Origin of the sequence: Paraburkholderia sp. RL17-347-BIC-D (assembly GCF_046027915.1) — a bacterium.
Lineage (GTDB): Bacteria > Pseudomonadota > Gammaproteobacteria > Burkholderiales > Burkholderiaceae > Paraburkholderia.
In genome coordinates this window covers 212,564-237,608 of the sequence record NZ_JARESS010000012.1, presented here as the reverse complement: position 1 = coordinate 237,608, position 25,045 = coordinate 212,564, and the positions used below count along the sequence as shown (strand labels likewise).

18 protein-coding genes are annotated in these 25,045 nt (G+C 65.0%); 15 read left to right on the top strand and 3 right to left on the bottom strand.

Annotation, left to right across the window (positions count from 1 at the left end; genetic code table 11):
• Positions 1–14: 14 nt before the first annotated feature.
• Positions 15–1,154: a DSD1 family PLP-dependent enzyme gene (locus P0D96_RS18950; RefSeq protein ID WP_408314768.1), complete on the top strand. Its 1,140-nt coding sequence runs from the start codon at positions 15–17 to the stop codon at positions 1,152–1,154.
• Between the two features lie 22 nt (positions 1,155–1,176).
• Here the strand turns inward: P0D96_RS18950 and hpaR are convergent, their stop codons facing one another.
• Positions 1,177–1,584 (bottom strand): homoprotocatechuate degradation operon regulator HpaR, encoded by a 408-nt coding sequence (gene hpaR, locus P0D96_RS18945; RefSeq protein WP_408314801.1) that lies wholly within the window; start codon positions 1,582–1,584, stop codon positions 1,177–1,179.
• Between the two features lie 180 nt (positions 1,585–1,764).
• Here hpaR and P0D96_RS18940 point away from each other — a divergent pair, with 180 nt between their 5' ends.
• From P0D96_RS18940 to hpaI, 7 genes are all read left to right on the top strand, one after another.
• Positions 1,765–2,538: a fumarylacetoacetate hydrolase family protein gene (locus tag P0D96_RS18940; protein ID WP_408177128.1), complete on the top strand. Its 774-nt coding sequence runs from the start codon at positions 1,765–1,767 to the stop codon at positions 2,536–2,538.
• On the top strand, positions 2,535–3,293 hold the full coding sequence (locus P0D96_RS18935; protein WP_408314766.1) for a fumarylacetoacetate hydrolase family protein: 759 nt from the start codon (positions 2,535–2,537) through the stop codon (positions 3,291–3,293). Before P0D96_RS18940 ends, P0D96_RS18935 begins: the two co-directional genes overlap by 4 nt.
• 44 nt (positions 3,294–3,337) lie before the next feature.
• Positions 3,338–4,795, top strand: a complete 1,458-nt coding sequence (gene hpaE / locus P0D96_RS18930) for a 5-carboxymethyl-2-hydroxymuconate semialdehyde dehydrogenase (protein ID WP_408314764.1) — start codon at positions 3,338–3,340, stop codon at positions 4,793–4,795.
• Between the two features lie 85 nt (positions 4,796–4,880).
• The gene (hpaD, locus tag P0D96_RS18925) at positions 4,881–5,744 is read left to right on the top strand and encodes a 3,4-dihydroxyphenylacetate 2,3-dioxygenase (RefSeq protein WP_408177125.1); all 864 of its coding nucleotides are present in this window, start codon (positions 4,881–4,883) and stop codon (positions 5,742–5,744) included.
• Between the two features lie 21 nt (positions 5,745–5,765).
• Complete coding sequence (locus tag P0D96_RS18920; protein ID WP_408314762.1) at positions 5,766–6,167, top strand: 5-carboxymethyl-2-hydroxymuconate Delta-isomerase; 402 nt, start codon at positions 5,766–5,768, stop codon at positions 6,165–6,167.
• A 20-nt stretch (positions 6,168–6,187) separates the two neighbouring features.
• A complete protein-coding gene (gene hpaH, locus P0D96_RS18915) occupies positions 6,188–6,991 on the top strand; it encodes a 2-oxo-hept-4-ene-1,7-dioate hydratase (RefSeq protein ID WP_408281696.1) in 804 nt (267 codons plus the stop codon).
• A 21-nt stretch (positions 6,992–7,012) separates the two neighbouring features.
• Positions 7,013–7,816, top strand: a complete 804-nt coding sequence (gene hpaI, locus P0D96_RS18910; protein WP_408314761.1) for a 4-hydroxy-2-oxoheptanedioate aldolase — start codon at positions 7,013–7,015, stop codon at positions 7,814–7,816.
• A 48-nt stretch (positions 7,817–7,864) separates the two neighbouring features.
• On the opposite strand, the gene P0D96_RS18905 is transcribed toward hpaI, so the two are convergent.
• Positions 7,865–10,198, bottom strand: coding sequence for a diguanylate cyclase (locus tag P0D96_RS18905; RefSeq protein ID WP_408314759.1), 2,334 nt, complete (start codon positions 10,196–10,198; stop codon positions 7,865–7,867).
• 118 nt (positions 10,199–10,316) lie between these two features.
• Positions 10,317–11,462, bottom strand: a complete 1,146-nt coding sequence (locus P0D96_RS18900; RefSeq protein WP_408314799.1) for a GGDEF domain-containing protein — start codon at positions 11,460–11,462, stop codon at positions 10,317–10,319.
• 557 nt (positions 11,463–12,019) lie between these two features.
• Here P0D96_RS18900 and bcsD point away from each other — a divergent pair.
• The 7 genes from bcsD (at position 12,020) to P0D96_RS18865 (ending at position 24,995) form a co-directional block, all read left to right on the top strand.
• Complete coding sequence (gene bcsD / locus P0D96_RS18895; protein ID WP_132382504.1) at positions 12,020–12,475, top strand: cellulose biosynthesis protein BcsD; 456 nt, start codon at positions 12,020–12,022, stop codon at positions 12,473–12,475.
• 204 nt (positions 12,476–12,679) lie between these two features.
• The gene (bcsP, locus tag P0D96_RS18890) at positions 12,680–13,570 is read left to right on the top strand and encodes a cellulose biosynthesis protein BcsP (RefSeq protein WP_408314757.1); all 891 of its coding nucleotides are present in this window, start codon (positions 12,680–12,682) and stop codon (positions 13,568–13,570) included.
• A complete protein-coding gene (gene bcsQ, locus P0D96_RS18885; RefSeq protein WP_132382501.1) occupies positions 13,567–14,355 on the top strand; it encodes a cellulose biosynthesis protein BcsQ in 789 nt (262 codons plus the stop codon). The genes bcsP and bcsQ overlap by 4 nt, the downstream gene beginning before the upstream one ends.
• A complete protein-coding gene (gene bcsA / locus P0D96_RS18880; RefSeq protein ID WP_132382499.1) occupies positions 14,352–16,556 on the top strand; it encodes a UDP-forming cellulose synthase catalytic subunit in 2,205 nt (734 codons plus the stop codon). The genes bcsQ and bcsA overlap by 4 nt, the downstream gene beginning before the upstream one ends.
• A gap of 3 nt (positions 16,557–16,559) precedes the next feature.
• Positions 16,560–19,103, top strand: coding sequence for a cellulose biosynthesis cyclic di-GMP-binding regulatory protein BcsB (gene bcsB / locus P0D96_RS18875; protein ID WP_408314755.1), 2,544 nt, complete (start codon positions 16,560–16,562; stop codon positions 19,101–19,103).
• 10 nt (positions 19,104–19,113) lie between these two features.
• A complete protein-coding gene (gene bcsZ, locus P0D96_RS18870) occupies positions 19,114–20,295 on the top strand; it encodes a cellulose synthase complex periplasmic endoglucanase BcsZ (RefSeq protein WP_408314753.1) in 1,182 nt (393 codons plus the stop codon).
• On the top strand, positions 20,286–24,995 hold the full coding sequence (locus P0D96_RS18865; RefSeq protein ID WP_408314751.1) for a cellulose synthase subunit BcsC-related outer membrane protein: 4,710 nt from the start codon (positions 20,286–20,288) through the stop codon (positions 24,993–24,995). The genes bcsZ and P0D96_RS18865 overlap by 10 nt, the downstream gene beginning before the upstream one ends.
• Positions 24,996–25,045 lie beyond the last annotated feature (50 nt).

Genomic DNA, 25,045 nt, shown 5'->3' with positions numbered 1-25,045 from the left:
TCCCCGGTGAAAACATGAAACTCGACCAGATTGAAACCCCAGCCGCGTTGATCGACATCGCGCGGATGCAAAGGAACATCGCGCGAATGCAAGGGCATATGAACACGCTCGGCGTCGCGTTTCGTCCGCACGTGAAGACCACCAAATGCATCGACGTGGTCCGCGCGCAGATCGCCGCCGGCGCGCGCGGCGTCACGGTGTCCACTTTGAAGGAAGCGGAGGCGTTCTTCGCCGCCGGTGTCGACGACATTCTTTACGCCGTCAGCATGGCTCCGTCGAAGCTGCCGAGAGCGCTCGCGCTGCGCCGCCAGGGCTGCAATCTGAAGATCGTGGTGGACAATCCGACCGCCGCCTCGGCCATCGCCGCATACGGCGACCAGCACGGCGAAACCTTCGAAGTGTGGATCGAAGTGGATACGGACGGGCACCGATCAGGCATCACACCCGAACAGGACACGCTGCTCGAAGTGGGCCGGATTCTGCATGAGAACGGCGTCAAGGTGGGTGGCGTGATGACCCATGCCGGTTCGAGCTACGAGCTCGATACGCCGGAAGCGCTCGCCGCGCTCGCTGAGCAGGAACGCGCGGGCTGCGTGCGCGCGGCGCAGCGGTTGCGCGAAGCCGGCATTGCATGCCCGGCGGTCAGCGTCGGCTCGACGCCCACTGCCCTCGCCGCCACGCAGTTAGAGGGCGTCACGGAAGTGCGCGCCGGTGTGTACGTGCTGTTCGACCTCGTCATGCACAACATCGGCGTGTGCGCGCTCGACGACATCGCGCTCAGCGTGCTCGCCACCGTGATCGGTCATCAGGCGGACAAGGGCTGGGCGATTCTCGACGCGGGCTGGATGGCGATGAGCCGGGATCGCGGCACGTCGAAGCAGTCGCACGATTTCGGCTACGGCCAGCCGTGTTTGCTGAACGGCACGCCGCTTCCCGGGTACGTGGTCAGCGGCGCCAACCAGGAGCACGGCATTCTGTCGCCGATAGTTGAAAACGCGGACGCCGCCGACGATGTCACGCAGCGCTTCCCGATCGGCATGAAACTGCGCATTCTGCCAAATCACGCGTGCGCCACCGGCGCGCAATTTCCCGAGTATCACGCGGTGGCGCCGGACGGCAGCAGTGTAGAGTGGCGGCGCTTTCAGGGCTGGTGAAGCGAGCATCTGAACCGCTACATCACTCGTCCTCTTCCTCCAGACCCGCCAGCAGATCGTCGACCGCGCGATACACGCGCTCGACGATCTCCGGTCCCACCCTGCGCTCCAGTTCGCGGTAATGCGCTTCGAGATCCTTCGAAATCACGCGCACCAATTCCACGCTCGTATCGGTCAGCGACACCAGCACGCGCCGCTGATCTTCGGCGAAACGCTCCTTGGTCACCAGTTCCATGCTCTCCATGCGCGCGAGCACGCCGGCCATGCTCGGGCTCGAAATCGTGCAGATATCGGAAATGTGGCGCGGCTCCATCGGACCGTGCTCGTTGAGCGCGCGAATCACGCGCCACTGCTGTTCGGTCAATCCATGTGCGGTAATCAACGGACGAAACCGCTCCATCATTTTTTCTCTGGCGCGCAGCAACAACATCGGCAGGTTGCGGTGCAAAACTCGGGTCGAGGCGGAAGCGGACATGTTGGAAGATGATTAAAAAGCAGCCGTCGAAGCTTAAGGGAAAACCCGCGATCAGCCGACAGGCTATTGACCATGGATGATATCAAGCGCAATACTACTAACATGTTAGTGTTTTTGCCGAGAGACAGCTAATTTATGTTTGCACTAGCCGATCATCTGCTGCATCCCGAAGGCGAAGCGTTGCCACGCGACGTGGATGCGCGCACCGCGGCCGCGCTGCTCGCACGCGGCACGGCCTGCCGCGCGCCGGTTGGCGGCGCTGTCTATGGAACCTTGCTGAACGACCGCGCCGCGCTCGATGCGCTGGGCGACGCGGTGCACGCCGCGCCATATAAAGCGCCGCCGAAAGCGCCGGTGCTCTATCTGAAGCCGCGCAATACGCTCGCCGGGCATCGCGCGCGGGTCGTCGTGCCGGACGATGCGTTGGGCGTGGAAGTCGGCGCGTCGCTCGGCATCGTGATCGGCCGCACTGCAACACGGGTTAGCGTGGCGCAGGCGTTCGACTACATCGCCGGCTATACGCTGGTCGCCGATCTCAGCGTGCCGCATGCGAGCGTGTACCGGCCATCGGTGCGGTTCCGGGCGCGTGACGGTTTCTGCGTCGTCGGACCGGCCGTGGTTGCGGCGCGTCATGTCGCGACGCCGGACTATCTGGCGATCCGGGTTCAACTCGGGTCACGGGAGGCGTTCACGGCGAGCACCGCGTCATCGGTGCGCAACGTGGCGCAACTGCTCGCGGACGTGACCGATTTCATGACGCTTAGTGCGGGCGACGTCATCACGCTCGGCGTGCCGCATGGTTCGCCTGTCGCGCATATCGGCGACACGGCCACGCTATCGATCGGCGCGATGCCGCCGCTCACGGTGTCGTTCGTCGGCGCCGAAGAAAAAGAAGGAGAACAGCCATGATGCGCGGCCGTGTTGCGTATGCTGGCGCGATTCACGAAGCGTATCCCGACGCCGATGGCGTGCGCCTCGCGGATGGCCGCGTGCGTCGCGAGGATGAAGTGGTGTGGCTCGCGCCGATCGAAGTCGGCACGATCTTCGCACTCGGCCTGAACTACGCTGAGCATGCAAAGGAATTGCAGTTCAACAAGCAGGAAGAGCCGCTCGTGTTTCTCAAGGGACCGGGCACGGTGGTCGGTCATCGCGGCGAGACGCGCCGCCCCGCCGACGTCACCTTCATGCACTACGAGTGCGAACTGGCGGTGGTGATCGGTCAAACCGCGAAAAACGTGAAGCGCGAAAACGCCATGCAATACGTGGCGGGCTACATGATCGCCAACGACTATGCGATCCGCGACTACCTCGAAAACTACTACCGTCCGAACCTGCGCGTGAAGAATCGCGACGGCGGCACGGTGCTCGGCCCCTGGTTCGTCGACGCCGCCGATATCGAAGACGTCACGCAACTCGAATTGCGCACGTTCGTGAACGGCATGCGTCAGCAACACGGCAACACGCGCGATCTCGTCACGGACATCCCGGCGTTGATCGAATACCTGAGCAGCTTCATGACGCTCGCGCCCGGCGACGTGATCCTGACCGGCACGCCGGAAGGCGTCGTCAACGTCAACGCGGGAGACGAAGTGATCTGCGAAATCGACGGCCTGGGCCGTCTCGTCAATACGATTGCATCCGACGCGGACTTCAAGCGCGCCTGATCGGGGTGCGGTGCATGGGATCAAAAAAGAGAAAGGACAAGGCAATGCGAATCGAACATCTGATCAACGGCAAGACCGGCGCGACGAAAGACTACTTCGAAACCGTCAATCCGGCCACCCAGGAAGTGCTAGCCGAAGTCGCGCGAGGCGGCGAGAAAGAAGTCGACGCCGCCGTGCGCGCCGCCAAAGACGCGTTTCCCGCCTGGGCCGGCAAGCCCGCCGCGGAACGCGCGAAGCTGGTGCGCAAGCTCGGCGAACTGATCGCGAAGAACGTGCCGGAGATCTCGGAGACCGAAACGAAGGACACCGGCCAGACGATCTCGCAGACGCGCAAGCAGCTCGTACCGCGCGCCGCCGACAACTTCAGCTACTTCGCCGAGATGTGCACGCGCGTCGACGGCCATACGTATCCCACCGATACGCATCTGAACTACACGCTGTTCCATCCGGTCGGCGTGTGCGCGCTGATCTCGCCGTGGAACGTGCCGTTCATGACGGCCACCTGGAAAGTCGCGCCTTGTCTCGCGTTCGGCAACACCGCGGTGCTGAAGATGAGCGAACTCTCGCCGCTCACGGCCGCGATGCTCGGCAACCTCGCGCTCGAGGCCGGCATTCCGGCCGGCGTGCTGAACGTGGTGCACGGCTTCGGCAAGGACACCGGTGAACCGCTCGTCGCGCATCCGGACGTGCATGCCGTGTCGTTCACCGGATCGACGGCGACCGGCAACCGCATTGTGCAAACCGCGGGGCTGAAAAAGTTTTCGATGGAACTCGGCGGCAAGTCGCCCTTCGTCATTTTCGACGACGCCGATTTCGAGCGCGCGCTCGACGCCGCCGTGTTCATGATCTTCTCGAACAACGGCGAACGCTGCACGGCGGGTTCGCGCATTCTCGTGCAACGCTCTATTTACGCGCGCTTTGCCGAGCGTTTCATCGAGCGTGCAAAGCGGTTGAGCGTGGGCGATCCGCTGTCCGACAGCACCATTGTCGGCCCCATGATCAGTCAGGGCCATTTGGCGAAGGTGCGCAGCTACATCGAACTTGGCCCGAAAGAAGGCGCGACGCTCGCGTGCGGCGGCCTCGACATGCCGGAGCTGCCCGACGCCATGCGCAAAGGCAACTTCGTGCAGCCCACCGTGTTCGTCGATGTCGACAATCGCATGCGCATCGCGCAGGAAGAGATCTTCGGCCCGGTCGCCTGCCTGATTCCGTTCGACGACGAAGCCGACGCGATCAGACTCGCCAACGATATCTCCTACGGCCTGTCGAGCTACATCTGGACCGAGAGCAGCGGCCGCGCGTTGCGCGTCGCCGCCGCCGTCGAAGCCGGCATGTGTTTCGTCAACAGCCAGAACGTGCGCGATCTGCGCCAGCCGTTCGGTGGCACGAAGGCATCGGGCGTGGGCCGTGAAGGCGGCACATGGAGCTATGAAGTGTTCCTCGAACCGAAGAATGTTTGCGTATCGCTAGGCTCACATCACATTCCGCGCTGGGGCGTTTGAACCATCGGTGCCGGCGCATGAAGCGCCGGTGCGTTTTCAGCGCGAGCGCCTCATGCGCCGCGCGGCAGCAGACTTGGAGACCGCGATGGGCAAACTCGCATTGGCAGCAAAAGTCACACACGTGCCGTCGTTATATCTGTCCGAACTCGACGGTCCGCATAAAGGCTGCCGACAACCGGCAATCGACGGCCATCATGAAATCGGCCGGCGTTGCCGCGAGCTGGGCGTCGATACGATCGTCGTGTTCGACGTGCATTGGCTCGTGAACAGCGAATACCACATCAACTGCGCGCCGAATTTCGAAGGCGTCTATACGAGCAACGAACTGCCGCATTTCATCAAGAACATGCCGTATGCGTATCCGGGCAATGCCGGCCTCGGCAACCTGATCGCGGAAGTCGCCAACGAAATGGGCGTGAAAAGCCGCGCGCACAGCGAGACCACGCTCGAACTCGAATACGGCACGCTCGTGCCGATGCGCTACATGAATGGCGATCAGCATTTCAAAACCGTCTCGGTCGCAGGCTGGTGCATGTGGCACGACCTCGACACCAGCGCGCGCTTCGGCCTCGCGGTGCGCAAGGCTATTGAAGAGCACTACGACGGCACCGTGGCGATTCTGGCAAGCGGGTCGCTCAGCCACCACTTCGCCAACAACGGCACGGCCGAGCAGTTCATGCACAAGGTATGGAGTCCGTTTCTCGAGCAGATGGACCGCAGGGTGGTCGAACTGTGGGAAGCCGGCGACTGGAAAACCTTCTGCGAGATGCTGCCGCTCTATAACGAAAAGTGCTGGGGCGAAGGCGGCATGCACGACACCGCGATGCTGCTCGGCGCGCTCGGCTGGGATCGTTACGACGGCAAGGTGGAAGTCGTCACGCCCTACTTCGGCAGTTCGGGCACCGGCCAGATCAACGCGATCTTCCCCGTTACGCCCCTGCCCGCCTGAGTTCCAAGGAAGGAGATCACTGTGCCGCATCTGACACTCGAATACAGCGCCAATCTCGCCGGCGAAGAAAGTATCGGTCAACTGTGCCACGCGCTCGCGCGGGGCCTCGACGAGGAACGCGAGAACGAACAGCGCGTCTATCCGCTCGGCGGCATCCGCGTGCGCGCGCTGCGCTGCGAACAGTACTGCATCGCCGACGGACGCGCTGACGCCGCGTTCCTGCATGCGAATCTGAAGATCGGCGCAGGCCGTTCCGAGGCCGCGAAAAAGGCCACCGGCGACGCGCTATTCGCGCTGATCAAGCAGCACTTCGCCACTGAATTCGCACAGAAGGGTCTGGCGTTGTCGCTGGAGATCAATGAATTCAGCGAAGCCGGTACCTGGAAACATAACAACTTGCACGCGCGCCTGATGGCTGAGTAGCGGCACTGAGAGAATCCATCATGCTAGACGAACAGACTATCCGAGACCTCGCGGCACAACTCGACCACGCTGAGAAAACGCGCACGCAACTGCGCCACTTCTCCGCCGCGTATCCGCAGATGACCGTGCAGGACGGCTACGCGATTCAACGCGAATGGGTCAAGCTCAAGCTCGCCGAAGGCCACGTGATCAAGGGCCGCAAAATCGGCCTCACCTCGCGCGCGATGCAGCGTTCGTCGCAGATCGACGAACCCGACTACGCGCCTCTGCTCGACAGCATGTTCATCGAAAACGGCCAGGATATTCGCGCGGACCGCTTCATTGCACCGCGCGTGGAAGTCGAACTGGCGTTCGTGTTGAGCAAACCCTTGAAGGGCCCCGGTGTCACGCTGTTCGACGTGCTGGACGCAACCGCTTACGTGAGCCCGGCGGTGGAAATCATCGACGCGCGCATCGAACAGTTCGACCGCGAAACCAGGGCGCCGCGCAAGGTCTACGACACGATCTCGGACTTCGCGGCGAATGCGGGCATCGTGCTGGGCGGACGTCCCGTGCGTCCGCTGGATGTCGACTTGCGCTGGGTCGGCGCGTTGCTCTACAAGAACGGCACGGTCGAAGAAAGCGGCCTCGCGGCCGCAGTGCTGAATCATCCGGCCACGGGCGTGGCCTGGCTCGCCAACAAGATCGCCCAATACGATGAAACGCTCAACGCGAACGACGTGATCCTGAGCGGCTCCTTCACCAGTCCGATCCCCGCGCGCGCAGGCGACACCTTCCACGTCGACTACGGTCCGTTGGGCGGCATCGGTTTGAATTTCATCTGAGCTCATTCGAGTCGATACGACATGTCTCTACCGCAAAACACGTTCAAGCGCGCACTCGCCGAAGGCAAACCGCAATTCGGCCTGTGGGCCGCGCTCGCCGACGCCTACGTCACCGAACTGCTGGCCACCGCCGGTTTCGATTGGCTGCTGATCGACAACGAGCATGCGCCGAACGACGTGCGCAGCACGCTCGCGCAATTACAGGCGGTGGCCGCGTATGCATCGCATCCGGTGGTGCGTCCGGTGCGCAGCGACAGCGCGTTGATCAAGCAATTGCTCGACATCGGCGCACAGACTCTGTTGCTGCCGATGATCGACACCGCCGAACAGGCCGCCGACGCGGTTGCGGCCACGCGTTATCCGCCGCAAGGCATTCGCGGCGTGGGCAGTGCGTTGGCGCGCGCGTCGCGCTGGAACCGGATACCGGATTACCTGAACACGGCGGCAAACGAGTTGTGCGTGCTGGTGCAGGTCGAGACCGTGCAGGGCATGGAAAATCTGCGGGCGATCGCGGCGGTGGACGGCGTCGACGGCGTGTTTTTCGGTCCGTCGGACCTGAGTGCGTCGATGGGACTGCTGGGCAAACCCGGCCATCCCACTGTGCGCGAAGCGATTCGCAACGGCATCCAAAGCGTACGGCGCGCGGGCAAAGCGGCAGGTGTGCTCGCACCCGATCCCGCGATTGCCGCCGACTATCTCGAAGCGGGCGTGACCTTCGTGGCGGTCGGCACGGACACGGGTTTGCTGAGTCGCGCGGCGGCGGATCTGGCGGGGTCGTATAAAACGACCGCAGCGCTGGCGGCGTCGCCAAAGGGCGGGTATTGAAGGAATCCGTTCTGCGGCAACACGCGGGGCCGCGGCGCGGGAAACCCCCTATTCCCCCGCGGGCCACGGCAAGCCCGACGCCGACCAGTCCAGTTCCACACCGATCACGGATCGCTCGGCGGCGAACTGCAGCGCCAGCGTCACGGCGATACACGGCCTGCCGCTGGCCAGCGACAGATAGGGACTACTCGACACCGCCACGCCCGGCAACAACACCGCATTGCGGAAATACGGCCGATGATCCCAGCGCGCATCGCGCGGATTCGCCACGGGTTGCAGCGACGCCCCGTCCGTGCTCCAGGCCGGCCCCTGCACCTCATGACCGATCTGCCTGCCCGAGTCGTCGAGGATGAAACAGCTGATGCAGCGCTCGAACCTCGCCAGCGAAGCGAACGCCTCCTCCATGGCCACGCCGGCCAGCAACGCATCGGCAGCGAGCCGCAAGGCGACCCGGTAAGGCTCCACTTCGGTTTCGAACAACGCGTACTGATGCGCCCGCCCTTGGGCGATCACATCGAAAGCTTCGTCGATACGCCGATGCACCGACTCCGGCGGCGCGATCTCCTTAGCCGGCCGCCCGAGCAGATAGCCCTGCGCGAAATCCACATTCGATTCCACCGCGAGAATCAGTTCCTCCGTGGTCTCCACGCCTTCCACGACCACCAGCATCCCCGCGAGGTGCAGCAGCGAGACGAGCTTGGGCAGAATCGGCTGCTCGGTGCCGTGGCCCGTCGCGCGAATCAGTTCGCCGTCGAGCTTGACGAGGTCCGGGCGAATCCTGAACAGGCGGTCGAGATTAGACTGGCCGGCGCCGAAATCGTCGACGGCGATCAGGAAGCCGTGCTTGCGGTACAGCGCCGCCGCCCGCGACATGTCGTCGACGCTGCCGCCGTGCGATTCGAGAATCTCCAGAATCACGCGTTCAGGTTCGAGCCCCACGGCCCGCACGATCTTCGCCAGTTGATCGGCGTAGCCTTCGGCAATGAACGTGGCCGGCAGAATGTTGAGGAAGAGCCAAGCGTCGTCCGGCAGCGAATTGCGCGCGTGGGCCAGATGCACGACGTGACTCGCGCGGTCGAGCGCGCCTTCGTCGCTCGAAGGCCTGGGCGCGAACAGCACCGCGGGCGGCACCAGCGTGCCGTCGTCCTGCTCGCCGCGCAGCAAGGCCTCGAAGCCCACCTGCTTCTGATGCGACAGACTGTAGAGCGGCTGGAAATGCGAGGTGAGGTAGTACTCCTCCCAGCGATGCCGCCGCACTGCCGCCCCGCTCTCGTCGGATCCGTCGTCGGCCAGCAGTTGCAGCGCTTCGCGCGGCAGCGCGCGCTCGGCGCACACCCGGTTTCTGCCCGAGTGCTTGGCGCGCAGCAAGGCCTCGTCGGCGCGATCGAGCAGCACCATGATGTTTTCGCCGCTGCGGTGCTCCGCCACGCCGAAGCTCGCGGTCAGACGCCCGTCCGGCCGCTCGATCGCGGCAATCGCATGGCGCAGCCGTTCGGCCACATGAAGCGCGCCCGTGAGGCTGTCGCGCAGCAGCAGCGCGAATTCCTCGCCGCCGATCCGGCTCACGCTGTCGTCCGCGGAAATCTCTTCCATCAGCACCTGGGCGACCTGGTAGAGCGCGTGGTCGCCGATCGCATGGCCGAAGCGGTCGTTCAGGGATTTGAAGTTGTCGATGTCGAGAAAGATCGCGCTGATCCGCGTATCCGGCGTGACGGTGTCGAGGCGGCGCTCGGCCTGCTTGACGAACGCACGGCGGTTTTGCAGGCCGGTCAGCGGGTCGGTCGCGGCGAGTTGCGCGAGCTGGCTCTCCAGCAGAAAGTGGTTGCGGCGAAACCGGTAGAAGCCGAAATGAAACACCGCGGAAGTCGGCACGCCGATCGCCGCGATCCACATCCACACGACGGTATCGACGTCATGCGGCAGCGGCGCGCCGAACAGCAGCGCGAACGCCGTCGTATAGAAGAGCACGCTGCCGGTGATGAAGTGGGCCGGCGTGAGCCACAGCGGCGCGGCGCAGATCGGGATCACGACCATCGCGGGCAGCGTCCACAGCAGCGGCTGCGCGACACCAGCGATGTTCACCGCGAGTCCCACCACCAGCACCTGCGAGTAAGCGACGCCGATGAAACCGAAGGTCCACGTCGACTTTGTGCGCGGAATCGCCAGCACGAGCAAGCCGAGCAGCAGCGCGCACGCGAGCCGGTAGGCGAGCGGCGCGGCCGGGCCGTCGACCAGATTGCGCGCCCCGATGAAGCACAGGAACGCGACCACGGTGAACGCCATGGTCATGGTGGACAGCGGACGCTGATGTTCGAGCGAGCGCCGGTGGAAGCGATCGCGCAAACCGGTGTCGGACGGGTGCTGCGTTGAGCTGGAAAGCATATTGATAGGTATCAGGCTGGTTCCGGTCACTCTGCCAATGGATATCGGCAAATGTCTGATAAATATTTATGCCTTCCACACAAATAGAACGAAGATTGTCGTTCCCGGCCCCTCCGCCCTACGCCGCCATCACACGATTGCGACCCGACGCCTTGGCGGCATACAGCGCGCCGTCCGCGCGCGCCATCAGTTGAGCGAGCGATTCATCGCGCCGCCGCTGGTCCACGCCGACGCTGAAGGTGTAGCGCAGCCCACGCGGCAACTCGTCCGGCGCGGCCCCGGCGAGCCGGGCCCGCAGGCGGTCGAGCAGTTTCACCGCTTCGGCGGTGCCGGTGGCCGGGCATAGCACGCCGAATTCCTCGCCGCCCAGCCGGCCGAACACATCGCCGACCCGCAGGTTGCGGGCGACGAACGTGGCGAAGTGGTTCAGCACCTGGTCGCCGGCGGCGTGGCCGTAGTTGTCGTTGACCGCCTTGAACGAGTCGATGTCGATGATCGCGAGCGCCACCGGCGAGCGGGTCCGCAGCGACGCGTTCAGCAGCGCGTCGCCGATCGCGAGAAACGCGCGGCGCGACAGTGCGCCGGTCAGGTCGTCGACATTGGCGAGCCGTTCGAGCCGTTCGGCGAGGCGGTCGTGTGCCAGCATCACCACGCCGATCGAAAGACAGGGCGGCGCAAGAATGCCGAGCGCAAGAAATACGATGTTGGACGGCGACACTTGCAGGAGCCCGGTCTGCGTCAGCAAACCGAAGCCGTACATGAGCCCGCGCGAAGTATGCCCGGCACATAGCAGGACGCCTGCCACCGCGAGGAAGTAATAGCTGTAGCGCGGCCGGTTCGCAGGACGGCCGCGCAGCATGATCACGGCAAGCGCGGCGTAGAGGCCCGCATGAAATGCCGACACCAGTGCGACGCGCGCGTTGAAGTTCGGCGCGGCGAAGGTCCAGTACGAGATGCCGAACAGCACGACGACGAGTCCGGCGTAAGCCGGCCACGGTCGCGTGCGGCGCCCCAGAAAGCGCAAACAGCCTTCGACCACCAGCAGCAGCGAAGCCGCCAGCAACACGTTGGACGCCACAAAAGTCAGCCAGCGCGACGCATGGCCTTGCAAGGCGAAAGCGAGCAGCGCGACGATCGCGATCGCGTTCGCCGAGATCCAGTAACCGACGCCGGGAATCGCCGCACGCCACAACGAGCCGAGCACGGCCATCGCCATGGCGCTCGACAACACGGTGACCAGAAGAATACTGAGTGGATTGAGCATTGAAGTGAATTGAATCAAACGGCATCGTGAACATGCGCCACGTACGCACGTGCTTTTTCTGTGTGCAACCCGCTGCAAGTTCGCAAGCTTAGCGGCTCGGGCAAAAAATGGGCACGCAAGCACCGCGAAAGATTTAGAAAGACTTACCGACGGGCGGTGATCCCGTTGCTTGCGCGCAATCGCGAAGCGTTGCATTTATCACGAAACGAAAGCGTTAAATCAACTGCGGAAACACGCCGTTAATAGAGTCACGACCGAAGCATTCTTACCGGACATCCACGCTGGATAAGCCAATCGGCGAATCAAGCAGCAAAAATTACTTAATCGCAAATGCATCCATCGCAATCGATTGCGCGTATAAACAGACGAATGGAAAGTGGCTAAAAGTTAATGTCTTAAGTAGACTGCTTCGAAGTGTGGTGGACAGACTAGACAACCCGGTAAAACTAACCTAGGCCGCGTGCAATACGCGATTTCCCGCAACACTTTTTCCTTGCATCCGGCCGTGGGCCTCCGACTTTTTATGCGGCTGAAGCAACGGCCATTCCCCGGAAAACATGGTCCCAATTCTCGATTACCTGCTGGAACGCCAAATCTCGCCGCAGTGGCGCGGCATGCTGACCGCCTTGGCCACCGAATTCGAAGCGCAGATAGGCCGCGACGAATTGCGCCAATTGATGCATCGCGTCGGCAGCCGGTTTGCGGCGGCGCATCCGCTGCCCGCCTGCGACTCGACCGCCGAACTCGCGCGAACCTTGAACCTGTACTGGCATGAGATGGATTGGGGCTACGTCGAATTGGCGGACGAACCCGAGTCATTGCGCATCGTTCACTACTGCGCGCCGTTGCAGGCATTCGGCGGCACGGCGCTTGCATGGACGCCGGCGTTTCTCGAAGGCGTGTATCAGACCTGGTTGAGCGCGTTGGGCGCGCAAGGCTTGTCGGTCGCGCAAACGAGTGGGTACAGCGAGGACACCGCGATCGAGTTCCGTCTGGGACGTCATCCTGTTTGAACGCCGCACGTTGATGAACATGTGGCCTGGATTGATGGGCCGCGTTTGTGAATGGACACAGTAGCAATGAGCCGTAGAGAAACGCGCCAGACCGGTGCGCGTGAAGTAGCAGTGAAGTAGCGGAACAGGCAGGACCAGCGTTTCAGGGCCGCGAACGCAAGTCGGGATCGGGGCAAGGGTAGGCATGAACAAGACGGCGGCACTATGAGCTCATCGAGCGACATCGAAAAACTTTTCGATCATTTTGGCGGTGACGCCAGCGCGTACCAGGAAATCGGCCGCGAAAACGAAGCGCGTTCGGCGCGCACCCGCTGGCCGCTACTAGTGACGCTCGATCTGACCCAGCCGACGATTCCCGCAATCGGGCAGCGTCGCGAGGCCAAGCCTCAGCCGCTCACGGTCGAAGCGCCGGTAGCCGTCGATCGTCAGGACACCACGCCGAAAGATGCGGCCTCCGTGACACGCGCGAAAGCGCCGCTGTTCACCCGTTCGCATCGGCGAGACATTCCGCCGGTTGCCGTGGCCGCGCCGCCGACCGCGCCGAAAGGCGCGTCGCGCTTTGGCGAGCTCGAATCGAAAGATGACGCGACGTCGCAAGCAGCAGTCGGCGCCGCCCGAGTGGAAGGCGTCGCGCCGGTGGCCGCACAAGCCGCGCCGGCTGTTGCTCCGGCTCAGACTGCGCCGGTCGCTTCCGCGCCTCAAGCCGTCCAGGCCGCCGCCATTCCTTTACGGCCGCCAGTGATGCAAACGGTTTCGTCCGCCGTGCCGAGTTGGACTCAAACTCCGGCGCCGGCGCGTGCTTACACGACTGCGACCGCGCCGATTGCACCAACCGCAACAACCGCAACAACCGCACCCGCCGCGCCAACGCAACCCGCTTCGATCCTCGGCAAGCTCTTCGCGCCGGAACCCGCATCCGCACCTCCGCCGCCGCAAGCGGCCGCGACCCGTGGCGAATCCGCGCCGTTGCAAGCGGTCTTCGACCGCCTGCGCGGCACACCCGCTCAACCCACCGCAGCACCGGCCGGCGCCGCGCGCGCCGCCACGCCCGCCACCTCCAACTCGTGGCTGATCAACGGCCCTCGTCGCTCATGAAAGTCATCGCGGTGGTGTCCGCCAAAGGCGGGGTCGGCAAGACCACCCTCGCCGCCAATCTCGCTTCCGTGCTGGCCGCCGGCGGCCGGCGCGTGATCGCGCTCGACCTCGACCCGCAAAACGCGCTGCGTCTGCACTTCGGCGTGCCGCTCGACAGCATCGACGGTTTGTCGCGCGCCACGCTGACGGGCGACCCGTGGCAATCCGTGATGTTCGACGGCGTCGACGGCGTGACCGTGCTGCCCTACGGCGCGTTGCTCGAAGACGACCGCCGCCGCTTCGAAGCGCATATCGACCAGGAGCCGCGCTGGCTCGCGCAGTCGTTGCAAAACCTGCGCCTCGATGCATCCGACATCGTGATCATCGACACGCCGCCGGGTTCGTCCGCCTATGTCCGCACCGCCTTGTGCGCGGCCACCTTCACGCTGAACGTCGTGCTCGCGGACGCCGCGTCGTACGCCGCGATTCCGCAGATGGAGCGGCTGATCGAAACCTACGCGGCGCCGCGCGCGGAGTTCGGCGGCGAAGGCTATGTGATCAACCAGATCGACCAGTCGCGCCAACTGACCAAGGACGTCCTCAAGGTGCTGCGCCAGATGCTCGGCGCGAAGCTGTTCCCCGGCGTGATCCATCTCGACGAAGGCGTGAGCGAAGCGCTCGCGTGCGACACCACGCTGATTCACTACGATCCACTCAGCCAGGCGGCCGCCGATTTCAAATCGTGTGGCGCGTGGCTGCTGGCGGCGCTCGACGCGATCGCCGTCTCGCCGAGGAACGTCGCATGAGCACGACTCCATCGCCGGGTCTCGAGCCCGCCGAGCCTTCGCGGCTCGAACGCTTCGTCGACGCGCGTTTCTGGAACAGCCGCATCGTCACCGGACTCGTCACGCTGTTCGCGCTGGTGATGCTGTACTTCGTGTTCACCGTGCCGCTCGCCTTCTACGAACAGTTGACGTTCGCGACCTGCTGCTTCGTGACCGCGCTGATGTTCCGCCGCCTGCAAGGCCGGTACGCGACGATGGTGATGATCATGCTGTCGGTGGTGACCTCGGGCCGCTATATGTACTGGCGGCTGACCGCGACCACGTACTGGGAACATCCGCTCGACGCCGGCTGGGGCCTGCTGCTGGTGGCCGCCGAAGTCTATTCGACCATCGTGCTGCTGCTCGGCTACTTCCAGACCGCCTGGCCGCTCAAGCGCACGCCGATGCCGCTGCCCGCCTCGCGCGACCAATGGCCGACCGTCGACGTGTTCATCCCGACCTACAACGAGCCGCTCTCGGTGGTGAAGCCGACCATCTACGCCGCGCTCGCGCTCGACTATCCGGCCGAGAAGATCTCGATCCACGTGCTCGACGACGGCCGCCGCCCCGAGTTCAAGGCGTTCTGCGAAGAGGTCGGCGTCAACTGGACGATCCGCACGCACAATCGCCACGCCAAGGCCGGCAACATCAACGAAGCGCTGAAGATCACCAGCGGCGAATACCTCGCGATCTTCGACTGCGATCACATTCCGACCCGCTCGTTCCTGCAGATCGGCCTCGGCTGGTTCCTGCGCGACAAGCTGCTGTCGATGCTGCAAACGCCGCACCATTTCTTCTCCGCCGACCCATTCGAGCGCAATCTCGGCACCTTCCGCAAGGTGCCGAACGAAGGCGAACTGTTCTACGGCCTCGTGCAGGACGGCAACGATCTGTGGAACGCCACGTTCTTCTGCGGCTCGTGCGCGTTGCTGCGCCGGACCATGGTCGAGGAGATCGGCGGCATCGCGGTCGAGACCGTGACCGAAGACGCACACACCGCGCTCAAGCTGCACCGTCTCGGCTATACCACCGCGTATCTGGCTATTCCGCAAGCCGCGGGGCTGGCCACGGAAAGTCTCTCCGGCCACATCGGCCAGCGGATTCGCTGGGCACGCGGCATGACGCAGATTTTCCGGATCGACAATCCGCTCACCGGCAAGGGCCTGAAAATCGGCCAGCGCCTGTGCTATCTGAACGCGATGATGCACTTCTTCTACGGCATCCCGCGTCTGGTGTTCCTGACCGCGCCGCTGTCGTATCTGTTCTTCGGCGCGCACGTGATCGAAGCCGCCGCCAGCACGATCGCGATCTACGCGCTGCCGCACATGATGCACGCGAGCATCACCAACTCGCGCATGCAGCGTTCGTTCCGCCATTCGTTCTGGGCCGAAGTGTATGAATCGGTGCTGGCCTCGTACATCACCGCGCCGACGCTGCTCGCGCTGATCAACCCGAAGCTCGGCAAGTTCAACGTGACGGCCAAGGGCGGCCAGATCGAGAAGAACTATTTCGACTGGGCAATCTCGCGGCCCTATCTGTTCCTGCTGTTGCTGAACCTGATCGGCTTCTGCGTGGGCGTCGTGCACATCTACTTCAACTGGCATGTGCGCAGCGTGGTGCAGACCACGATCCTCAACCTCGGCTGGACCACGTACAACATGCTGATTCTCGGCGCGAGCGTGGCCGCCGCGAGCGAGCGCCGGCAGATTCGCGCGGTGCACCGCGTGGCGATGCAGATGCCCGTGATGCTGAAGTTCTCGACCGGCCGCACGCTCGCCTGCGAAACCATCGACTACTCGGAAGGCGGCGTCGGCGTGGCGCTGCCCGCCGCGATCCAGGTGCCGATGCACGAACGCGTAACCGTCTCCCTCTTTCGCGGCGACGAGGAATACGCGTTCCCCGCGACCGTCGGCTTCACCGCGCCAGGCCGCGTGGGCCTGCGCTTCTCGGCGATGACGCGCGAGCAGGAGTACGAGTTCGTCAAGACCACCTTTGCACGCGCCGACGCCTGGACCGGCTGGGCGGAAGGACGGCAGCAGGACACGCCCCTGCGCGGCCTGTCGCATGTGCTGACGGTCGGCGCGCGTGGCATCGCGGGGCTGTTCGAGCATCTCTATGCCGACCTTCGCAGTTCGATGAAAAGCCGTCCAATGGACGTCAAGAAGCTAAAAACGAAAGACTGATCTATGCGCAACTGGATGGCGAAGGGCAACATCGAACGCTCGAATCACGAGCGCAGTGGGACCGGATTGCAGATGCGCCGCGTGGCTCGCCCCGGCTCGCAACGGCTGATGCGCGGCCTCGCGTGCTGGCTCGCTTTGCAGACGGCGCTGGCCGCGCCGCTGGCGTCGGCGGCTGAAGTCGTGGCGGCCGGCGGCGGTTCAAGCGCGGCGGGTGCCGTTCAGAGCACGCCGGCCGCTCCGGCTGCAACCGGCGTCGGCAGTGTGAGCGCGCCGAGTCCGGCCGTACCCTACGATCCGAACGCGATGGCGCAACCGCAACTGGCGGCACCGACGCCGGCGCTCGCCGCGTCGTCGGTGAAGGCGTTGGGCATCAGGACGCCGACCACCGCCGAGCCGGGCACCCTCGTGCCGGGCGGCCGCCGTCAAACGCTGACGTTCGCCGATCTCGGCGCGCTCGATCCGCTGCAATTGCGCGGCACCGACGGCCAGAACGGCGTGGCGTTTTCCGTGCGCGGCGACGAAGTGGTGACGGGCGCGGTCCTGCATCTGGTGTATAGCTACTCGCCCGCGCTGCTCGCGAACATCTCGCAGCTCAAGGTGCTGGTGAACGGCGAAGTCGCCGCCACCCTGCCCGTGCCGCACGAACAGGCCGGCATGCTGGTGGCGCGCGACGTCTCGATCGATCCGCGCTTCATCACCGAGTTCAACCATCTGAACGTGCAGTTGATCGGTCATTACACGACCAGTTGCGAAGACCCGGCGAACTCTTCGCTGTGGGCCACCGTCAGCAATGCGAGCTCGCTCGACCTCACGTATGCGTCGCTCGCCAGCAAGCCTGATCTGGCCGCGCTGCCGCAACCGTTCTTCGACCGCCGCGACGTGCGCCGGCTGGAGCTGCCGTTCGTGTTCCCGCAAAAGCCGGGTAATGCCACGCTCGAAGCGGGCGGCATCGTGGCCTCGTGGTTCGGCGCGCTCGCCGGTTATCGCGGCGCGCTGTTTCCGGCGCAACTGGATAACGCGCCGCTGTCGGGCAATGCGGTGGTCTTCGCGACTTCCGATCAACGCCCGGCCGGCATCAACATTCCGGCGATCTCCGGCCCGACCATCGCGGTGGTCGATCGCGAGGCGCCGGCGCGCGGCAAGCTGCTGCTCGTGCTCGGGCGCACCGAAGCCGAACTGAAAACCGCCGCCAAGTCGCTCGGCATCGGCCAGAACACCTTGACGGGTCAAAGCGCGACCATCACGCAGTTGAACGAACTCGCGCCGCGCGCGCCGTACGACGCGCCGAACTGGCTGCCCACCAACCGTCCGGTGCGCTTCGGCGAACTCGCCGATCCGCGCGATCTGACCGTGTCCGGTTACGACGCCGACGCCGTGCGTGTGAATCTGCGCGTGCCGCCCGATCTGTTCATGTGGCACACCAAGGGCGCGCCGATCGATCTGCGCTACCGCTACACGGTGCGCCCGCTGCGCGATCGTTCCTCGCTCAACGTGAGCGTGAACAACGGCTTCGTGCAGGCGCTGCCGATTCCGGCCGAGTCCGCTTCCGTGTTCGAGCTGAGCCATTACTTCGCCACCGTGCTGCCGGACAAGACCGCCGAAGCGCGCCGCACCCTGCATATTCCGCCGCTGCTGCTGACGCCGCGCGCGCAGGTGCGCCTGCACTTCTACTACGACATTCCGAATACCGGCGAATGTCACGGGCGTCTGCTCGACAACGTGGTCGGCGCGATCGATCCGAACTCGACCATCGACCTCTCGTCGTTCCCCCACTACATGGCGCTGCCCGATCTGGCCGCGTTCGCCAATAGCGGCTTCCCGTTCACGCGCATGGCGGACCTCTCCGAGACCGCCGTGATCCTGCCGAACGAAGCCGATTCGAGCGACTACAGCCTGTATCTGCTGACCATGGGCCGCATGGGCACCTCCACCGGTTATCCGGTCACGGGCGTCACGGTCGGCACCGCCGACGACGCCGACAAGTTCGCCAACAAGGATCTGCTGATCTTCGGCGCGCCGGGCAAGCAGCCGTTGTTGCAGCGCTGGGCGAAGTCGATGCCGTTCTCCAGCGACGGCGACTCGCGCACCTTCCAGCTCACCGACATCGTCTTCAAGCTCGAAGACTGGTGGCATGGCGAACGCGGCGTCGAGCGCACGCCCGCACGCGCCGATCTGACTCTCGTGAGTTCGAACGGCGACGCGCTTCTGACCGGCTTCGAATCGCCGCTGCAAAAGAACCGCAGCGCCGTCGCGCTGGTAAGCGCGGCCGGCCAGTCGGACGCCGATCTGTCCACGGCGCTGCTCGACTCGGACGTGCTGCCGCAGATTCAAGGCGCGATGGCCGTGATCCACGGCCGCACCGTGACCATCACTTCGAATGGAGAGGCGTATTACGTCGGCCATCTGTCGCCGCAGGAGTATCTGCGCTGGGCGCTGTCGTCGCATCCGCTGCTGTTGATGCTGGGCGGCGTGCTCGCCGCGCTGATCATCGCGGGCCTGTTCTACCGGACGCTGCGCTCGATCGCCGCGCGCCGCCTGAAGGACTAATAGGACTGATATGCGGGTTCGAATCAACAAGAAAATCGGCGTGGCGCTGACGCTCGGGCTGGCGGCGTCCGCGAGTTTCGCCAATCTCGTCAAGGTGGCGCAGACCACCGCCGCACCCGGCGCCTGCGGCGACTGGAGCGGCTATCGCGCGTTCGTCGAGCGCTTCGTGCAGGCCGACGGCCGCGTGATCGACTATTCCACGCCGGCGCAGCAAACCACCTCAGAAGGCCAGTCGTACGCGCTCTTCTTCGCGCTGGTCGCGAACGACCGCGCGACTTTCGACCGGCTGCTCGGCTGGACCCGTACCAACCTCGCGGGCAATCAGTTCGACGCGCAAAACATGCGGCTGCCGTCGTGGCAATGGGGCAGAAAAGCGGACGGCTCGTACGGCGTGCTCGATCCGAATTCCGCTTCCGACTCCGACTTGTGGATCGCCTACGATCTGCTGCAAGCCGGCCGCCTGTGGCATGAAACCGGCTACACGCAGCTGGGCGAAGCACTCGCCACACAGATAGCGCGTCAGGAAATGACCACCTTGCCGGGCGTCGGGCCGATGCTGCTGCCCGGACCGCAAGGCTTCAAAACCGGCGGCGTGACGCGCCTGAATCCGAGCTATCTGCCGCTGCCGGTGCTGCGCTCGCTCGCGCACGAAATGCCGAGCGGCCCGTGGGGCAAGCTCGCCGACAGCGCCTACAAGCTCATCAAAACCACCGCGCCGCAAGGCTTTGCGCCTGACTGGGCAGCCTGGCAAAACGGCCAGTTCGTGGTCGATCCGAAGAACGGCGACACCGGCAGCTACGACGCGATCCGCGTCTATCTGTGGGCTGGCCTCGCCTCGCCCGCCGATCCGCTCGCCAAGCCGTGGCTCGCGGCGCTCGGCGGCATGCGCGCCCGCGTCGCGCAAACCGGCTTTCCGCCGGAGAAGGTTTCCTCGACCACCGGCACGGCCAGCGGCGAAGGACCGCTCAGCTACTGGGGCGCGCTCGCGCCGTACTTCAAGGCGCTCGGCGACGAGCGCGGCCTCGGCCTCGCGCGCACGCATCTCGCCGCGCTCGACACCAGCGTGCCGGGCCGCGAACCGGTTTACTACGATCGTGTGCTGGGCTTGTTCGGCACGGGTTTCATCGACGGCCGCTATCGTTTCGACGAAGCCGGACGTCTCGTGCCGAGTTGGAGAAACGCATGCGACTGAGCGCCCTCGCGTTGTCATTGCGCCTCGCGCTGAGCCTCACGGCGGTCTGTTGCGTGGCGACGGTTTCGCCGGACGCGCTGGCGCAGGCGTCGAAAGATCCTTTGAACGTGCTGATCGATCAGGGCAAGTACTGGCAATCGCATCAGCGCGGCGACCTCGCCGAGCAGGCGTGGCAGAAGGTGCTGCGCATCGATCCCAAGCAGCCCGACGCGCTGTTCGGCATGGGCATGGTGCTCGCCGACCGCAAGGACGGCGCCGGCGCGCAGCAATATCTGGCGCGCCTGAAAGCGGTCGCGCCGAACTATCCGAATCTGGATGAACTCGGCCGGCGCCTCGGCGAATCGAGCCTGCGCGACCAGACCGTGAACGACGCGCGGCGGCTCGCGCAAAGCGGTCAAAGCGCGAGCGCGGTGCAGGAATACCAGCGCGCGCTGAGCGGCAAACCGGCCACCCCCGAATTGCAACTCGAATACTACCAGGCGCTCTCGGCCACGCCGCAAGGCTGGGATCAGGCGCGCCGCGGTCTCGAACAACTCGCGCGCGACAACCCCGACGATCCGCGTTACGCCCTCGCCTACGCGCAGCATCTGACCTATCGCGACGTGACGCGCCGCGACGGCATCGCGCGGTTGCAGAAACTGGCGGGCGACAGCACGGTCGCCGCGTCGGCGAAAAAGAGCTGGCGTCAGGCGCTGTTGTGGCTCGACGCGCGGCCCTCCGACGCCCCGCTCTATCAGGCCTATCTGCAAACCGCCACCGATGACGCCGCCGTCAAGGCACGCTTCGATTCGATGGTGCAGCAAGACAGCACGGCCCGCGCCCGCTCGCAGGAAAACGCCGCCGTCGACGCGCGCGGCCGCACGATCGCCGACGGTTTCGCCGCGCTCGATCGCAACGACGTGGCGACGGCGCGCGCGAAGTTTTCCTCGGTGCTGGCCACCAGCCCGAACGACCCCGACGCGCTCGGCGGCATGGGCATCGCCGCATTGAAGCAGGAGCATTTCGCCGAAGCCCGCAACTATCTGGAACGCGCGTCGCGCAACGGCAATCCGGCGCGCTGGAAAACCGCGCTCGACAGTGCGACCTACTGGACCTACACGAGCGACGCGATCGGCGCGCGCAGCAACGGCGAATTCGCGAAGGCGAAGTCGCTGTTCGAACGCGCGATCGCGCTCAATCCGTCCGACGTCACCGCGCAGGTGCTGCTCGGCGAAATGCTGCTCGCCAACGGCGATCCGAGCGGCGCCGAACAGGCTTACCGGATGGCGCTGCGCCGCCAGGCCGACAACCCCGACGCGGTGCGCGGGCTGGTCGGCGCACTTGCCGCGCAAGGCCGCGGCGACGAGGCGCTGCAGTTCGCCAATCAACTCAACACCGAACAGCAGTCGAAGGCCGGCGGCATCAACCGTCTGCGTGGCGAAGCGCAGGCCGCGCAAGCGCGCGCGGCCGAAGCGCGCGGCGATCTCGGCAGCGCGCGCAGCCTCTTCGAAGACGCGCTGCTGAACACGCCCGACGATCCGTGGCTGCGTCTCGACCTCGCGCGCATCTACGTGCGCCAGGGCGCGGTCGCCAACGCGCGCAGCATGATGGACGGCCTGCTCGCCGCGCATCCCGACATGACCGACGCGTTGTACGCGAGTGCGTTGCTGTCGGCGGAAACGCAGGACTGGTCCGCGGGTCTCGCGCAACTCGACCGCATTCCGGTCGCGCAGCGCACCGATGCGATGGCGACCTTGCAGCACCGCTTGTGGGTGCATCAGCAAGCCGACCTCGCCACGCGCATGGTGCGCAACGGGCAGACGCAACAGGCACTCGCCACGCTGCACGCCGCCGAGCCGGTCGCGGGCAACAGCCCCGAACTGATCGGCGTGATCGCCGCCGCTTACAGCCAAGCCGGCGACCCGAACCGCGCGCTCGGACTCGTGCGCGCCGCGATGAACGCGGCGCCCGGCAACACCGATCTGCTGCTGCAATACGCGGGCATTCTGTCCGCCACGCAACAGGAAGCCGAACTCGGCATGGTGATGCGGCGGCTCGCGTCGATGCAATTGACGCCGCAGCAACGCACCGACTTCGGCAACCTGAATCTCGGCATCGTCATCAAGCAGTGCGATGCGGTGCGTCAGAGCGGCGACCTCGCCAGCGCCTACGACGTGATCGCGCCGTGGCTCGCGGCGATGCCCGACAATCCCGATCTGCAGGCCGCGCTCGGCCGCCTCTATTCGAGCGCCGGCGACGATCGCAACGCGCTCGCCAGCTATCGCGTCGCGCTGCAACGCAAGCCCGACGATCTGAACCTGTTGCAGGCAACGATCTCCGCCGCGGCCGGCGCAAAGCAGTTCAGCTATGCCGAAACGCTCGCGAAGCAAGCCTTGAACGCGGCGCCCGGCGATCCCGGCTTGCTGGCGACGGTCGGCCGCATGTATCGCGCGGAAGGCAAGCTGTCGCTCGCGTCGACTTATCTGCAACGCTCGCTGGTCGCCGCCAATACGCCGCTGATGGCCAACGTCCCGCGCAGCCCGGCGAGCAACGTGCCGCGCGGCTGGGAAGTGGCGATGCGCCGGATCGGCGCGACGCCGCTGCCGGGCACCAATCCCTTCGAAGGCAAAACCGCCACCGTCACGCCGACCGACGCCGACAACGCCGCGCGCGCAGCGCTTCCGTATTCGCAGTCTTCCTTGCCGACACAGACCGTGCCGAACTATCCGCCGCCTACGCAACCCGCGCGTTACGTCGCGCCTTATACCGCGCCGGCGCAGCCTTATGCGCCGAGCCCGGCGCCCGCCGCCCTGCCGTACAACGCGCCGCGCCGTGGCGCCGACTCGGGTGGCTACGGCCAGGAGACTTACGGGTCGAGCCAGTCGGGTGCGCCATTGCAGCCTTATCCGGGGCAAGGACAGCCGCCGATGCAACAGCAGGCGCAGATGCCGCCGATGCAGCAGGCTCCGCAGTACAACCCGGCTTATCCGCAGCAGGCGCCTTATCCGCAGCAAGCGCAATACGGCGCGCAGGATGGTTATGCGGCCACGCCCTGGCCGATGTCGCCGGCCGCGCGCGAAGCGCAGGCCAATGCCGGTTCAATGCAAGCGCAACCGTATGGCGCACCGGGCGCGAGCACGAGTTCGAAGCGCTCGACCAGCAAGAAGCAAAGCGCGTCGAAGAATAGCCGCAATGCGCCGGCTTACGCGCAGCAGCCGTATGGACAACAGCAAGGGTATCCGCAGCAACAGCAGCCTTATTACGGGCAGCAGGCGTATCCGCAGCAGCAGGGCTACGCGCAGCAACCCTATCAACCCTATCCGGCGCAACAGCAACAGCCTTACCAGCCGTATCCGCCGCAGCAGGCTTACGCGCAGCAGCAGCCGTACATTCCGCAGCCGCCCACCGGTTACGCCCAGCCTTACTACCCGGCACAACCCGGCGCGAACGGCAACGGCAACACTTACGCACCGTCGAACGTGGCGAACACGCAAACTCTCGGCGTGGCCGAAGAGTTGGCGCAGGTCAACCGCGAGCAGTCGAGCAGCATCTCGGGCGGGATCGTGTTCCGTAACCGCAGCGGCGAGGACGGCCTGTCCAACCTTACCGACATCGAAGCGCCGATCCAGGGGCGCATCCGGGCGGGCAACGGCCACGTCGTCGTCACGGCGACGCCTGTCACCCTCGATGCCGGCACGGCCGCCGGCAATGTCTCGACGCTCGCGCGATTCGGCGCCGGCCTCTCGAACGACACGTCCACCGCGGCGGCCAAGGCGGGCAACAACACCTACGGGAACCAGACGGCGAGCGGCGTGGGCCTGTCGGTCGGCTACGAAGGCCGCAGCATCAGCGGCGATATCGGCGTGACGCCGATCGGCTTCCGCGAGACCAACATCGTGGGCGGCGCGCAATACAACGGCGGCATTACCGACAAGGTGTCGTATTCTCTGGCCGTCGCGCGCCGCGCGGTGACCGACAGTCTGCTGTCCTATGCCGGTGCGCACGATGCCGGTTCCGGCCTCGAATGGGGTGGCATCACATCGACCGGCGGCCTTGCCAGCCTCGCATGGGACGACGGCACGAGCGGCCTGTATGTGAACGGGGCGGTTCAGTACTACAAGGGCGACAACGTGCAGGGCAATGTCGCCGTCAAGGTAGGGGGTGGCGTCTACACGCGCCTGCTGAAAGATGCCGACCAGACCTTTACGATCGGCGTGAATACGACGGTGATGGGCTACAACAAGAATCTGTCGTACTTCACGTATGGCCAAGGGGGCTACTTCAGCCCGCAGGAATACGTCATTCTGAACTTGCCGATCGAATGGACAGGACGTAATGGCGCGTTCACGTACGACGTGAAGGGATCGATCGGAGTGCAGCACTACCGCCAGGATGCGTCGAATTATTTCCCGCTCAATGACGGATCCAACCGGCAGAGTTCGGCGGTAGGAAACGCAGCGCAGTTCGGTACGAGCGTGCAGAGCAACGCGCAGTACCCGAGCCAAAGCAAGACCGGCGTGTCGTATTCGCTCAGCGCAGTGGGCGAATATCAACTCGCGCCGCAACTGGCGTTCGGGGCGACGGCTTCGCTCGGCAATGCTTATGAATATCGCGAGTATCTCGCGGCGGTCTATGTGCGGTATAGCTTCAGCAAGCAGACCGGGTTGCAGCCGTTCCCGCCCACGCCGCTTGTTTCGCCGTATCTGTCGTTGTCGAATTGATCTTTGCGTGTCTCACGACGGCGCGGCCCGCTTCAGGCTGCCGCCGCCGC

What these genes read in the sequence shown, in the direction of transcription:
- P0D96_RS18950 (WP_408314768.1), top strand. Translation starts at nt 15, where the DNA reads ATGAAACTCGACCAGATTGAAACCCCAGCCGCGTTGATCGACATCGCG.
- hpaR (WP_408314801.1), bottom strand. Translation starts at nt 1,584, where the DNA reads ATGTTGTTGCTGCGCGCCAGAGAAAAAATGATGGAGCGGTTTCGTCCG.
- P0D96_RS18940 (WP_408177128.1), top strand. Translation starts at nt 1,765, where the DNA reads ATGTTTGCACTAGCCGATCATCTGCTGCATCCCGAAGGCGAAGCGTTG.
- P0D96_RS18935 (WP_408314766.1), top strand. Translation starts at nt 2,535, where the DNA reads ATGATGCGCGGCCGTGTTGCGTATGCTGGCGCGATTCACGAAGCGTAT.
- hpaE (WP_408314764.1), top strand. Translation starts at nt 3,338, where the DNA reads ATGCGAATCGAACATCTGATCAACGGCAAGACCGGCGCGACGAAAGAC.
- hpaD (WP_408177125.1), top strand. Translation starts at nt 4,881, where the DNA reads ATGGGCAAACTCGCATTGGCAGCAAAAGTCACACACGTGCCGTCGTTA.
- hpaH (WP_408281696.1), top strand. Translation starts at nt 6,188, where the DNA reads ATGCTAGACGAACAGACTATCCGAGACCTCGCGGCACAACTCGACCAC.
- hpaI (WP_408314761.1), top strand. Translation starts at nt 7,013, where the DNA reads ATGTCTCTACCGCAAAACACGTTCAAGCGCGCACTCGCCGAAGGCAAA.
- P0D96_RS18905 (WP_408314759.1), bottom strand. Translation starts at nt 10,198, where the DNA reads ATGCTTTCCAGCTCAACGCAGCACCCGTCCGACACCGGTTTGCGCGAT.
- P0D96_RS18900 (WP_408314799.1), bottom strand. Translation starts at nt 11,462, where the DNA reads ATGCTCAATCCACTCAGTATTCTTCTGGTCACCGTGTTGTCGAGCGCC.
- bcsD (WP_132382504.1), top strand. Translation starts at nt 12,020, where the DNA reads ATGGTCCCAATTCTCGATTACCTGCTGGAACGCCAAATCTCGCCGCAG.
- bcsP (WP_408314757.1), top strand. Translation starts at nt 12,680, where the DNA reads ATGAGCTCATCGAGCGACATCGAAAAACTTTTCGATCATTTTGGCGGT.
- bcsQ (WP_132382501.1), top strand. Translation starts at nt 13,567, where the DNA reads ATGAAAGTCATCGCGGTGGTGTCCGCCAAAGGCGGGGTCGGCAAGACC.
- bcsA (WP_132382499.1), top strand. Translation starts at nt 14,352, where the DNA reads ATGAGCACGACTCCATCGCCGGGTCTCGAGCCCGCCGAGCCTTCGCGG.
- bcsB (WP_408314755.1), top strand. Translation starts at nt 16,560, where the DNA reads ATGCGCAACTGGATGGCGAAGGGCAACATCGAACGCTCGAATCACGAG.
- bcsZ (WP_408314753.1), top strand. Translation starts at nt 19,114, where the DNA reads ATGCGGGTTCGAATCAACAAGAAAATCGGCGTGGCGCTGACGCTCGGG.
- P0D96_RS18865 (WP_408314751.1), top strand. Translation starts at nt 20,286, where the DNA reads ATGCGACTGAGCGCCCTCGCGTTGTCATTGCGCCTCGCGCTGAGCCTC.